Annotated in this window: 12 protein-coding genes; 4 read left to right on the forward strand and 8 right to left on the reverse strand. The window is 40.6% G+C overall.

The window, feature by feature from the left end:
- Positions 1 to 3: 3 nt before the first annotated feature.
- The 3 genes from ACYVJ6_RS01790 to ACYVJ6_RS01800 form a co-directional block, all read right to left on the reverse strand.
- Complete coding sequence (locus ACYVJ6_RS01790; RefSeq protein WP_460692313.1) at positions 4 to 1,569, reverse strand: ATP-binding protein; 1,566 nt, start codon at positions 1,567 to 1,569, stop codon at positions 4 to 6.
- Between the two features lie 196 nt (positions 1,570 to 1,765).
- Positions 1,766 to 2,092, reverse strand: coding sequence for a phosphoribosylpyrophosphate synthetase (locus ACYVJ6_RS01795; RefSeq protein ID WP_460692314.1), 327 nt, complete (start codon positions 2,090 to 2,092; stop codon positions 1,766 to 1,768).
- Positions 2,093 to 2,136: 44 nt separating this feature from the next.
- Positions 2,137 to 2,613, reverse strand: coding sequence for a hypothetical protein (locus ACYVJ6_RS01800; protein WP_460692315.1), 477 nt, complete (start codon positions 2,611 to 2,613; stop codon positions 2,137 to 2,139).
- 108 nt (positions 2,614 to 2,721) lie between these two features.
- On the opposite strand from ACYVJ6_RS01800, the gene ACYVJ6_RS01805 reads away from it, so the two are divergent.
- A complete protein-coding gene (locus tag ACYVJ6_RS01805) occupies positions 2,722 to 3,435 on the forward strand; it encodes a GNAT family N-acetyltransferase (RefSeq protein ID WP_460692316.1) in 714 nt (237 codons plus the stop codon).
- A 7-nt stretch (positions 3,436 to 3,442) separates the two neighbouring features.
- Here the strand turns inward: ACYVJ6_RS01805 and thrC are convergent, their stop codons facing one another.
- The 4 genes from thrC to ACYVJ6_RS01825 form a co-directional block, all read right to left on the reverse strand.
- Positions 3,443 to 4,756 carry a threonine synthase gene (gene thrC, locus ACYVJ6_RS01810; protein ID WP_460692317.1) on the reverse strand — a complete coding sequence of 438 codons (1,314 nt, stop codon included), beginning with the start codon at positions 4,754 to 4,756 and terminating at the stop codon, positions 3,443 to 3,445.
- A gap of 83 nt (positions 4,757 to 4,839) precedes the next feature.
- Complete coding sequence (locus tag ACYVJ6_RS01815; RefSeq protein WP_460692318.1) at positions 4,840 to 5,841, reverse strand: homoserine kinase; 1,002 nt, start codon at positions 5,839 to 5,841, stop codon at positions 4,840 to 4,842.
- A gap of 43 nt (positions 5,842 to 5,884) precedes the next feature.
- The gene (thrA, locus tag ACYVJ6_RS01820) at positions 5,885 to 8,335 is read right to left on the reverse strand and encodes a bifunctional aspartate kinase/homoserine dehydrogenase I (protein WP_460692319.1); all 2,451 of its coding nucleotides are present in this window, start codon (positions 8,333 to 8,335) and stop codon (positions 5,885 to 5,887) included.
- A gap of 226 nt (positions 8,336 to 8,561) precedes the next feature.
- Positions 8,562 to 9,350, reverse strand: a complete 789-nt coding sequence (locus ACYVJ6_RS01825; protein ID WP_460692320.1) for a carbon-nitrogen hydrolase family protein — start codon at positions 9,348 to 9,350, stop codon at positions 8,562 to 8,564.
- Positions 9,351 to 9,456: 106 nt separating this feature from the next.
- Here ACYVJ6_RS01825 and ACYVJ6_RS01830 point away from each other — a divergent pair, with 106 nt between their 5' ends.
- Genes ACYVJ6_RS01830 through rsgA form a run of 3 tightly spaced genes read left to right on the forward strand, consistent with a single transcriptional unit; the run spans position 9,457 to position 10,981 of the window.
- A complete protein-coding gene (locus tag ACYVJ6_RS01830; protein WP_460692321.1) occupies positions 9,457 to 9,714 on the forward strand; it encodes a hypothetical protein in 258 nt (85 codons plus the stop codon).
- The gene (locus ACYVJ6_RS01835) at positions 9,707 to 10,060 is read left to right on the forward strand and encodes a type II toxin-antitoxin system PemK/MazF family toxin (RefSeq protein ID WP_460692322.1); all 354 of its coding nucleotides are present in this window, start codon (positions 9,707 to 9,709) and stop codon (positions 10,058 to 10,060) included. The genes ACYVJ6_RS01830 and ACYVJ6_RS01835 overlap by 8 nt, the downstream gene beginning before the upstream one ends.
- Positions 10,061 to 10,981 carry a ribosome small subunit-dependent GTPase A gene (rsgA, locus tag ACYVJ6_RS01840; protein WP_460692323.1) on the forward strand — a complete coding sequence of 307 codons (921 nt, stop codon included), beginning with the start codon at positions 10,061 to 10,063 and terminating at the stop codon, positions 10,979 to 10,981.
- 118 nt (positions 10,982 to 11,099) lie between these two features.
- On the opposite strand, the gene ACYVJ6_RS01845 is transcribed toward rsgA, so the two are convergent.
- On the reverse strand, positions 11,100 to 12,335 hold the full coding sequence (locus tag ACYVJ6_RS01845; RefSeq protein ID WP_460692324.1) for a cystathionine gamma-synthase family protein: 1,236 nt from the start codon (positions 12,333 to 12,335) through the stop codon (positions 11,100 to 11,102).
- Positions 12,336 to 12,451: the final 116 nt, after the last annotated feature.

Here is a 12,451-nt window from a genome sequence, read left to right on the forward strand (position 1 = left end):
TGTTTACAACGGGATGGTAATAGTAAAAGTTGCACCATTATTATTACTAACCACAATGTCGCCGCCGTGTGCGGTTACGTACTGTTTAACAATAGCTAAACCCAGGCCGGTGCCGTTACTTTTATTTTTAGTAACAAAAGGCTCAAACAAGGTGGTCATAATTTCATCTGTTATGCCCGGCCCATTATCACTAATAGTTATAATAGCGTTGCTGCTTTGTACACCCGCTGTGATATTTATTGCGGCATCAGGAACTTTGTTATCGTACAATACATCAACTGCATTATTAATCAGGTTTACAATTGTCCGTCTTAATTTACTTTCGTCGCCATGTATAACCATGTCTTCAGGTATATTTTTGCTGATAGTTATTTGCGACGCATTTTCGTTAATTTCTGCCTGTTCAATAGCAGCATCGGCTATCTTATTTAAATTAACCGGTAATTTTTTAACCGGAGTGTTATTAATAAAATCTAAAAAGTCATCAAATATTTCAGAAGCTTGCTCTGCCGACCGGTCAATAAAATTAACTAATTCGCCCTCTTGTCCATCCTCGCGAAGCATATGTGTTAATAGCTTAATATTTTTTATTGGCGCACGCAAATCATGCATTACCATAGCTATTACCTGCCCAACAGCGGATAATTTTTCTTCTTTTATCAACCGCTCATTAAGTTCGGCATTACGTATGGCCTGTGCAGCATTTTGTACAAATAGCTTCAACAGGTACATTTTTTCGGTTTTTAATTTCTCCTGTTTTTTAAGCACCGCAAAAACCGAGTAGGTGTCCATTTGCGCAAGCACCAACTCATCTATCTGTATTACTTCGTCTTTATCCAGCTTAAGTCCTTTCACTCTCTCTACCAAAGCATCAAGGTTAATTTTCTCTTCAAGCGCGCCTATTGATAATATTTTCTCATAAGCAAATTCATGGTCTAATTTGCCTATCAAAGCCATATCTGTTTCTAATGACATGGCTAACTGCTCCAGTATATTTTTTAGTAATGAGGTAAGCTGATTTTTACTTAAGCCTATGGATGATATAGATTCGATTAAATGCTCAAGGTTGCGTAACTTATTATAATCGGTTACCGCTTTTGTAGCTAATTGTATCACCTCTTCGGGGGCATAAGGCTTGCAATGATAACCTACATTTTGCCCGGCTTGTTCAACTATTTCATCTATTGATTTATCACTATAGGCGGTAATAAATATTATTTCGGCTTTAATGTCATATTTTCTTATTTCCATGGCTGTTTCCAGGCCATCCCAGCCGGGCATACGCATGTCTAAAAATATAACAGCATACGGAGTGCCGCGTTCCAGGGCCTCCTTTACACGCTTAACACCCTCCATGCCATTGGCGGCTTTATCAACAGTAAAAACCGGAATATTACGTGTGCGAGGCGAAAGCAAAGGTTTGGGTGCATCAAATAAGATATTGGCTGCATTACTGATCATATCCTGCTCCTCGGTTTGTCCCCGCGGTACCAGTATATCCTCAATATTGTCTCTTACCATTTCTTCATCGTCTATAACCAAGACTGATGTATTCGCTTCATTCTTCATAGTAATAATTAGGTATATAATTAGGCCTATTTAAAAAATAAGTTCTAAATAGATTTTGGCTTATCAAAATTTGGTGTAAAATACTATAATAAGTTGTAATTACAAGCATAAGATATTAGAAATTATGCTGTTACAATATTAATCGATGTATATTTAATTAATATTTAATACATGGCCATATTTTTTTTGGCAGGGGCTATTTACGTAGAGATTGCTGATATTTATAATGCAGCCTTTTTAATGTTTCGTCGGCAGCTTCATCTGGCGATGTAGCACCATAACCTGTCACTAAAATACCTTTTGTGCCGCTGGGTGATGCCAATGCATAAACGGTAGCTTCATCTGCCGGGTCTGATGGGCCCTCATAACGGTAAAGATCAACTATTTCAAATTCGTCAGCCGAGTATTCCTGCTCATTAACTTTAAGGCTATTTTCCTTCAAATTAAAATCGAGCGTAAAGCCTTGTTTGCGTAATTGCTCAATAGCTTCAGAAATAGTGGCGTAATGAAATTGCTGTTTCATTGTGTTGGTATGATTGGTGTAGTAAATTTAATAAATAACATGGCTTATTTATAAACTTTATCACTTGTATTATAGGCTAGGGTATAATCTGCTGATTTATCTGTTTGCTGACGACCTGTTTTTTCGTTAAGCTTTAAAGGTTTTTGTAGCAAATGGTTGTTATCTAATTTAAATTGCAGGTTAAGTGTATCAGTCATGCCCTCCTGTATAAAGGTCCAAACAACCTCTATAGTGTCATTTTTTATATCACCCTGTAATTTGCCCATCCTGTTATCTTTTTGATAAGGCATCCAATTCATAATCCCGGTAACCTTATTATTTTTTATAACCAATTCAATACTGGTAGTGTCCTGGTTATTATTACCTTCTGTTCGTAAAAAGCATAAGGCCTGGGCATTGGGGGTACGCGGGGCGGGAGCAGCGGTTAAAGTGTCTGATAAGGCTGCCTCGCTTTTATCACCTGTAGCATTGCAGGATGTTATTATAACTGCTATGGCTAAAATAAATATTATATGTTTCATAATGTATATGACATTTATAAGCCGTAAAAGTTTTGATTAAACTGTATACCCTTTTTTACCGCAAGCCCTCAAAATAATTGGGGACTTAGCTTTTTTGCAATTTACCATATGGTGATAAATTTAGCCGAAAGCTTTTATAAGTTTGAATTAATGGAACACGTTTTGGATAACCCCGCATGGTATGCCTTAAATTCTGGTAATAGTAACCTGGCTTATGGAAATGAGCAAGTTAAGTTTTTCGATAAAGACGTTGCTCCGTTTGTTGGGTTTAAAGAGAACTCTGTAGAAAACTTTGACGCGCTTTATGAGTTGATCACTCATGATGGATTGGTAGCTTTTGTTTCACCTTTTCAAACAGCAATTCCCGGCAAATGGAAACTATTAAGACACGTGCCCTGTTTGCAAATGGTTTACAGAGGTGATACTGTAGCGGTAAATACTGATTTGATTGATTTGACAAATGAGCATATACCACAAATGATGGAGCTTACCGAACTAACTAAGCCAGGGCCTTTTCGGGAAAGGACTATAGATTTTGGCTATTACCAGGGCATATTTGATAAGGAAAGATTAGTAGCCATGGCCGGGCAGCGAATGGCCCCATTACCTTATATTGAAGTTAGCGCTGTTTGTACGCATCCTGACCATTTAGGTAAGGGATATGCCAGACAGTTATTATTAAGCCAAGTCAATCGCATTACAAGCGAGGGTAACGTACCATTCTTGCATGTAAGGGATGATAATCACCGGGCTATAAAAGTGTATGAAAGCGTGGGTTTTGTTACCCGCACGGATATGCATTTTTATATGTTGCGCAAGTAAATCGATTTTACCCTTTCTTCAATAAGTAATCTTTAAACCCTCCAAAATCAGTTCCTAACTCAACTGACAATTTTTGTTTGGATTGTATGTCTTTAACCTGTTCAGGAATATCAATATGCCCGGCTATCTCCTCGTTAAATACATCAGGGAACTTGCAAGGGTGGGCGGTGGACAGAAATATACCAGCCACATCGGCGTGGCTATGTTTGTCTTGCTGATAATCCTTTAGCGCCTGCCAGGCAATAGCGGTATGCGGGCAAACTATATAATTATAATGATCGTAAACCTCTTGTATAGCTTTTACGGTTTCCTCATCATCATAACGATAACCGGTTACCAGTTTCTTCAACTCATCAGCATTATCTTTAAACATATCAGCAATACGTACCCAGTTGCTTGGGTTACCCACATCCATCGCGTTGGATAGTGTAGCTACCGATGGTTTTGGTTGATATACACCTGTTTTTAAAAACTCAGGCACGGTATCGTTTGCATTGGTAGCCGCAATAAATTGTTCCACAGGTAGACCCATTTTCCACGCTAACAGGCCCGCGCCAATATTGCCAAAGTTTCCGCTGGGTACCGAGAATACCACTTTGCTTTTACCTTGCTTTAAAGCCTGCGCATAGGCATTAAAATAATAGAAGGTTTGCGGTATTAATCGTGCAATGTTTATAGAGTTGGCTGAGGTCAATCTGAATTTTTCATTCAGTTCTTTATCAGTAAATGCTTGCTTAACCAAAGCCTGGCAATCATCAAAAGTGCCGTCCACCTCAATGGCGCGGATGTTTTGGCCGTTGGTGGTTAATTGCAGCTCCTGTATGTTACTAACTTTGCCTTTTGGGTATAATATAGTAACCCGGGTATTTGGCACGCCCAGGAAGCCTAATGCTACCGCACCGCCGGTATCGCCGGAGGTGGCTACCAGTACATCCAGTTGTTTTTCGCCGGCTTCTAAAAAGTAGCTCATTACCCGGCTCATAAAGCGGGCGCCAAAATCCTTAAACGCTAATGATGGGCCATGGAAAAGTTCCAGTACATAAACATTCTCTTCCAGCTCCACTATTGGCGCATAAAAGTTTATGGCATCATCGATAATGGCTTTCAAATCATTTTCAGGGATATCATCACCTATTAAATGTTGGGCTACATGAAAGGCTATCTCAGGCAGGGTATAGCTGCCCAGGTTATTGATGAACTGAGCATCTAACTGCGGAATAACAGCCGGCATATATAAACCTTTATCCTGCGGCATGCTGTTAAACACAGCCTCTTTAAAGGATACGCTTGAAGATGGATTATTGGTACTGTATAATTTCATTTCGATTTCGGATTTCGAATGTTCGATTTCGGATTTATTAATATTTATAATTGCTTTTAGCTTTCTGCTTTCGCCTTTTAGCTTTACCCCAATACTTTCGGCCCGGCATCATTAATAGTACTTACGTAGCTATTGGAGCCGATTTTTATACCGGTTAAATGTTGTTGTAATTTTTGAGTGATAGCTTTGGCGGTTTGCTCATCGCGGGTAAACGCAAAAACAGATGGCCCCGAGCCTGAAATACCAAAACTAACCGCGCCCATTTCCATGGCTATCTCGCGCATTTTGTAAAAATCAGGTATCAGCATAGAGCGTACCGGTTCAACCAGTACATCCTGCATACTGCGGCCTATCAGGTCAATATCGCCCATAAATAAGCCGCTTACCAAACCTGCAATATTACCCCATTGGGTAACCGCATCCTTCATGTTTATTTTGTTGCGAATGATCTGTCTTGCCTCGCGGGTGGGTACATCCACATCCGGGAAAACAATACCACAATACAAATTTTTAGGGTGTGGTAAACGTATCACATCCAACGGCTCATAACTGCGTACCAACACAAAGCCACCAAATAGTGCAGGGGCTACGTTATCCGCATGGCCATGGCCGCAAGCCATTTCTTCGCCTTTTATAGCGAAGGGTAATATATTTATAGGGTCGGTATCGTCACCTAATAAGGTTTTGATAGCAAACAAACCCCCAACCGTACTGGCCGAGCTTGAACCCAACCCACTGCCGATAGGCATTTTTTTATGCAGCTCAATATCTAAACCTATATCGGGACGGCCAATACTTTTTAAATAATGCTGTACGCTTACGCTAACCGTGTTTTTCTCAGGGTTAAGCGGTAGCCGACCGTCATCGCCGGTAATTTTGCTGATAACAATGCCCGGTTTATCGGTAACGCGCATAATTACTTCATCGCCCGGCTCATTTACCGCAAAGCCCAGCACATCAAATCCGCACACTACGTTAGCAACCGTTGCAGGCGCAAAAACACGAACACTTGCGCCGACGCCCCCCCCGCCCCCTGAAAGGGGGGCTTTAATGGCGGCTTTATTTTCTTGTATATTATTTTCCATATAATTATCAAACTATCGTTCCCCCTTTAGGGGGTTAGGGGGTTTAATTCGATCCAACATTGATCAGATCTGCAAATACACCCGCGGCGGTTACTTCGGCACCTGCACCCGGGCCTTTTACTACTAATGGGCGCTCTTTATACCTATCAGTAGTAAATGATATAATATTATCACTTCCCGATAGCGTAAAGAAAGGGTGGTCCTCATTAACCATTTGCAGGCTGATGGAGGCTTGACCGTTCTCTAAAATTCCTATATAACGCAATACTTTACCTTCGCTTGCGGCTTTGTCTTTAAGGTCTGCAAAATAGGCATCTTCTGCCTTAAGCGCAGCATAAAATTCATCTACAGATTTGGCATCCAAACAAGCTTGTGGTAATATATTTTGAATATTTACATCAGACTCCTCTAACTCATAGCCCCCGTCACGGGCCAATATTAGCATTTTACGCATAAAATCTTTTCCGCTCAAGTCGTCGCGTGGATCAGGTTCAGTATAGCCTTTTTCCTGCGCCAGTTTTACGGTATCATGGAAATTAGCATCGCCTTTAAAATTGTTAAATATAAAGGATATGGTTCCTGAAAGTATCGCTTCAATACGCTGTATTCTGTCGCCGCTGTTGATCAGATCTTTTAATGTACGGACGATAGGCAAACCTGCACCCACATTAGTTTCATAAAAGAAATCAACCCCATGCTGGCGCGCGGCATCCCTAAAAGTTTTGTATTGCGCATAGCTGCCCGAATTACCTATTTTATTACAGGTAACAATGGATATGGTGGATTTTAATATCTCTTCGTAATGCTCAATAGGTTTAGGGCTGGCCGTATTATCAATAAACACGCAGTTAGGCAAATTCATGTCTTTCATACGATTGATAAACGCTTGCAAGTCGGCTTCATGGTGCGAAGCTTCCAGTTCTTTCTCCCAAGTATCTAATGATATACCATCTTCATTAAATATCATTTTACGGGTATTGGCAATACCGGCTATTTTAACTTGTATGCCGTTATTCTCCTGCAAAAATTTGGCGTGACCGTTTAATTGAGCAAACAAAGTTTTACCAATATTACCCGTACCTAAGCAAAATGCGTGTAAGGTTTTATTCAGTTCGATAAAGAAAGCATCATGCACCGCGTTCAACGCTTTCGACAGGTCATGTGCGGATATAATAACCGAGATATTATACTCTGATGATCCCTGCGCTATGGCCCTTACATTAACCCCATTACGGCCCAATGAATGGAACAACTTGCCGGATACACCCGGGGTTTCTTTCATGTTCTCGCCTACCACTGCTAATATGGCCAGGTTCTCTTCTATCACAACCGGCTCCAGTTTTTGGGCCAGCAATTCCAGTTCAAATTCATGTTCAATTACGGCGCGTGCTCTTTGGGTATCGCCGGGTTGTACGGCAAAAGTAATGCTATGCTCTGATGATGATTGGGTGATCAAAATGACATTGATCTGCTCTCGCGCCAGCAAAGAAAACAAACGTCCGCTAAAGCCCGATTTACCCACCATACCACTACCTTCAACATTAATAATGCTGATGTTGTTGATAGACGATATGCCTTTAATAGCCAAATTTGATGGCTTACACTCCTGGCGAATAACAGTTCCTGCAAACTCCGGCTCAAAAGTATTTTTAATGACGATAGGTATCTTCTTTAAAAAGGCCGGGGTCATAGTTGGCGGATAGATAACCTTAGCACCAAAATAGGATAGCTCCATTGCTTCGGTATAAGTCAGTTCCTCTAATGAGAATGCTTTTTTAACCATGCGTGGGTCGGCAGTCATCATGCCATTAACGTCGGTCCAAATTTGTATCTCAGATGCGTTCAATGCCGAGCCAAAAATGGCCGCGGTATAATCGCTTCCGCCACGGCCCAAAGTAGTTATCTGGCCCTCATCGTTACCTGCAATAAAGCCGGTAACAAAAAGCATTTTGCCTTTATTTTCCTTAACAAACTCGCGTATCAATATTTCAGTAAGCTCGGTATTCACCTTGGCCTGTCCGTAGCTGCTATCGGTTTTTATCAGTTCGGACGCATCAACAAACAATGCTTCCGGAAAATGTTGTGCCGCAATTTTGCTGATCATTAAAGTTGAGCAGCGTTCGCCAAAGCTTAATACCAGGTCGCGTGTTTTGGGGGTAAGTTCGCGCAAAGTTAGCACACCTTGCAAAAGGTCCTCCAACTGGTTAAAATGAATCTTTAACTTGGTAAAAGCCGGGTTTTGGTTTTGTATATCCAACAGGCTCTTTACCACGTCAAAATGGCGTTTTTCCAGTTCGGCTAAGGGCGCGGTAAAGTCGTTGCCTTTAGCGGCATCTTCTGCCATAGCTATCAATAAGTTGGTTACACCACTCATGGCCGATAATACCACAACGGGTTTATCAGTGCCGGCAGCCTCATTTTTTAAAATATTCAATAAGGTTTGGATGCTCTGAACTGATCCTACGGAAGTACCGCCAAATTTTAAAACTTTCATATCATTTGTAAACAAAAAACGCCTTCCCCGTTAGCGGAGGAAGGCGTTCATCTGGTTTTTATATTTTACACCATACGATTATCTTCCTCCGAACTGTATGCCGGTGGTAGTAACTGTTGTTATGGTGGTGTTTTTTATCATTTTTTTTGTCTTTCACGACGCCGCAAAATAAACGGTTAATTTTTGAATTAGCAAATCTATTACGTTTTATTTTTAGATTATGGCTTCATTTTAGCAATTCGGGCTTAAACCGTTTGGCTAAAATACCGGTGGCTTGTTCAATATCTATTTCGGCTACCAGCACTCCGGGCACACCATAAGGTTGATACGCTATACACGTACCATCAGGTGCAATTAATGAGCTGGCCGATTCGGGATAATCAAAAGCATAATTGGCGCTGACAAAGTATATCGTATTCTCCAAAGCACGCATCATCATCGCCTTTTCGTAATAAGGGCTATCCATGCTTCCCCATGAGGCAGGTTTAATACCATCCATATTACTTCCGGCGCAATGCGGTTGGAATACTATTTTGGCGTCCTTACGCGCTGCCCATCTAACCAATTCAGGGTAACGAAAACCTTCATGGCAAATAACAATGCCAATTTTAACCCCATTTATATTAAATATAGAGCGCTGTGTACCGGGTGTCCAAACGCTGTCTTCGGATGGGTCCAGTTGGTTTTTGGCCTGGTAACCCAACAACTCTCCTGTATTAGATATTACATGCGCCACATTAAAAAAGCCATCACCGTCATACCAATTCATAGGTAATATAATGGCTATGTTATTTTGGGCGGCTATTTGGCAGGCGGCGTTTAATGCAAAACGCAACGTTTCGGGCGAACACATCTCCACCTCATACTCAGTTAATGGATAACCCGGAATAAACGATTCAGGAAAGCAAATGATCTCGGCTTTTTGTACTGCCGCTTCCTTAACCAGTTTATCCAGCCAAAATAAACCATCATTAACAGATTTTGGAAATGGGGGCGAGGCTATAGCAATTTTCATGATAGATGGATGTTATACTAAAATAAGCAGATATTTCTATATATCGTGTAGTTATTGAATAATATATAAAAAAGTATATCTATATTTGATATATAAATTTAATACTATGAAAAGTATTCTTTTAAAGTTGGACGATCGTTTGTTTGAGGAAACTGATAAACAGGTCAAGGCAAAAAAAACCAGCCGCTCAAATTATATTAAATCAGCTATTGAACAGTATAATAAATGGCAACAGCGTAAGGCCATAGAAGATCAAATGCGCAAGGAAGTGGAAATGCTGAAAAAACACGACCCTGATATAGAGCTTAAAAATGATTTTGAACGTGCTTCTTTAACAGATTTTCAAAAATATTTAGATGAGTAACGTTGTTAAGCAATATGAAATATGGACAGCAAACTTAGAGCCAGCTATAGGAAGTGAGCCTGGCAAAGTGAGACCTATTGTAATATTACAATCTGACATATTACACTTGGCAAAACATACCTCAACTATTGTATGTTCAATTTCATCACAACATAAGGAAGGATTTTCTTTAATACGGTTACCTGTACCTCCATCAACTATTAACGGGTTAAAAAAGCAATCATATATTTTATGTGATCAAATAAGGGCGATAGATATGACAAGATTGCAAGAACGTATTGGGCGTTTAGATGAAGAAACCATTGAGCGTTTATTGGTGAGTATTAAAGCTATTTTAACACTTTAAATGCAGGGATTAATAACCAAATCAACCGGAAGCTGGTACCAGGTTCAAACACCTGAAGGAGATAGATACGATTGCCGTATAAAAGGAAAGTTCCGCATAAAGGGAATAACCACCACTAACCCTATAGCCGTTGGTGATGTAGTTGATTTTGAGTTAGAGCCCGACCAGGAGACAGGCGTTATTAACCACCTGCTTCCGCGTAAAAATTATATTATCCGTAAATCTATCAACCTGTCTAAACAAGGGCAAATTATTGCTGCTAATTTAGATCAGGCCTTATTGGTGGTAACACTGGCTTCGCCGCGTACCTCATTAGGTTTTATTGATCGTTTTTTAGTTACCGCCGAAGCGTACGATATTCCTGCTAAATTGATTTTTAATAAATTGGACCTTTTCAGCGGACCAGGATTGGAAATATTGGCCGAATACAAAGCTATTTATGAAAACATTGGTTACCCCTGTTATGATGTTTCGGCATTAGAAGGTACTAATATTGATGTGGTGCAGGAACTGCTAAAAGACAAAGTAACCTTGTTCTCCGGCCATTCAGGTGTAGGTAAATCAAGTTTGATCAATGCCTTATTACCAGAATTGGACCTGCGCACCAATGAGGTATCCGACTGGAGCGATAAAGGTATGCACACCACCACCTTTGCCGAAATGTTTGAACTACCACAAGGCGGATTTATTATAGACACTCCGGGTATCCGCGAATTAGGTATTGTAGATATTGAAAAGCATGAACTGGGCCGCTACTTCCCCGAAATGCGCTCACGTATGCAGGACTGCCGCTTTAACAACTGCCGCCATATTAATGAACCCGGTTGCGCAGTGCTGGAAGCTTTAGAGAATGAAGAAATAGAATTATCCCGCTACGAAAGCTATTTAAGTATTTATAATAATAACGATACGAGGGCGTAGGTTAAAAAACTACGTCATTGCGAGGAACGAAGCAATCTCTGCACTTGCAATTCAAAACTGCAATGATTGTCCTATGTAGAGATGCCACGCTATCGCTCGCAATGAGCGCGTGGGGGAGTTATCCTAAAGCTGCTTTAAAATCCGCAATCAGATCTTCCTGGTCTTCAATACCGACGGAAAGGCGTATCATATTATCAGATATACCCATTTCGTCGCGTTTTGCTTTACCTAACTCGTTAAATATGGTATGCGCTACCGGGATAGCTAATGTGCGTGTATCGCCCAGGTTGCTTGATTTTACAACCAGTTCCAGCTTATTTAAAAACGCAAAGCAATCCAGTTTTTCATCCAGCTCAATACTCATTAAGCTGCCAAATTTATTAAACAGCTTTTTAGCCAACGCATGTTGCGGATGGTTAGGTAACCCGGGATAAAATACTTTTTTAATATTTGGATGCCCTTCAAAAAACTCTGCCAAAGCCAACGCGTTACTGCAGGTTCTCTCCATGCGTAAAGCCAAAGTTTCTGACCCTACCGACAGTGAATGAGCAGCCTCCGGTGCTAAAGTGGCGCCTGCATCTCTTAATCCTTTTTTGCGTATTTGGGTTAATCCTAATTTTTTAGGGTCCACCTGACTTTTATATACTTCGTTAATATTGGCAAAGTTGCTCCAGTTAAATAAACCCGTATCAGTTACACTACCGCCCAAAGCATTACCATGGCCGCCAATGCTTTTGGTTAAGGAGTTTATTACCAGGCTTGCTTTAACATTGATAGGGTTAAATAAATAAGGCGTGGTCATGGTATTATCTACGATGTAGATCAAGCCTTTTTCCTGGCATAGGTTGCCAATAGCTTCCAGGTCGGCAATTTGTGTGGCCGGGTTAGCAATGGTTTCTACAAATACCAGCTTGGTGTTTGGTTTTAATGCCTGTTGTATGTTGTTTACCGATGTGGCATCTACAAACGTAATATCCAAACCCATATCCATATAGCTTTGGAAAATACTGCGGGTATTACCAAATAAAAATGAGCTGGCTACTATATGGTCCCCATTTTTTATTAAGGCTAAAATAGTTGCTGATATAGCACCCATACCGGTTGCAAAAGCAATAGTGCCAAAGCCGTTTTCCATTTGGGTTACTTTATGCTCCAACGCCGTTACTGTAGGGTTACCCTGGCGCGAATAAGCATAACCGCTTGTTTTGTTTTGGAATACATCAACCAATCCCTGCACATCATCATAACCATAAGTTACGGATGTATGAATAGGTTTATGTAATGCACCATGCTCGGGTTTTTGTAAACGATCAGAGTGCAGCAGGGTAGTAGTAAAGCCTTTTTTAGTTGCCATGGAGCTATAATTCAATTAACACTTAACAGACTGCGAACTTAGCGGTTTTTGAGTAAAGTTTTATCAAAAACTTGTCATTGTGACTATCTACAAACGTCATCGCTGTAAAGGTGGTT

The sequence above is a fragment of the Mucilaginibacter puniceus genome (assembly GCF_054783175.1).

Bases quoted from the DNA above. Each gene is read 5' to 3' on its own strand.
- ACYVJ6_RS01815 (WP_460692318.1), bottom strand. From the start codon at position 5,841: ATGGAAAATAATATACAAGAAAATAAAGCCGCCATTAAAGCCCCCCTT.
- thrA (WP_460692319.1), bottom strand. From the start codon at position 8,335: ATGAAAGTTTTAAAATTTGGCGGTACTTCCGTAGGATCAGTTCAGAGC.
- ACYVJ6_RS01795 (WP_460692314.1), bottom strand. From the start codon at position 2,092: ATGAAACAGCAATTTCATTACGCCACTATTTCTGAAGCTATTGAGCAA.
- ACYVJ6_RS01805 (WP_460692316.1), top strand. From the start codon at position 2,722: ATGGTGATAAATTTAGCCGAAAGCTTTTATAAGTTTGAATTAATGGAA.
- ACYVJ6_RS01845 (WP_460692324.1), bottom strand. From the start codon at position 12,335: ATGGCAACTAAAAAAGGCTTTACTACTACCCTGCTGCACTCTGATCGT.
- ACYVJ6_RS01825 (WP_460692320.1), bottom strand. From the start codon at position 9,350: ATGAAAATTGCTATAGCCTCGCCCCCATTTCCAAAATCTGTTAATGAT.
- ACYVJ6_RS01835 (WP_460692322.1), top strand. From the start codon at position 9,707: ATGAGTAACGTTGTTAAGCAATATGAAATATGGACAGCAAACTTAGAG.
- ACYVJ6_RS01830 (WP_460692321.1), top strand. From the start codon at position 9,457: ATGAAAAGTATTCTTTTAAAGTTGGACGATCGTTTGTTTGAGGAAACT.
- ACYVJ6_RS01800 (WP_460692315.1), bottom strand. From the start codon at position 2,613: ATGAAACATATAATATTTATTTTAGCCATAGCAGTTATAATAACATCC.
- rsgA (WP_460692323.1), top strand. From the start codon at position 10,061: ATGCAGGGATTAATAACCAAATCAACCGGAAGCTGGTACCAGGTTCAA.
- ACYVJ6_RS01790 (WP_460692313.1), bottom strand. From the start codon at position 1,569: ATGAAGAATGAAGCGAATACATCAGTCTTGGTTATAGACGATGAAGAA.
- thrC (WP_460692317.1), bottom strand. From the start codon at position 4,756: ATGAAATTATACAGTACCAATAATCCATCTTCAAGCGTATCCTTTAAA.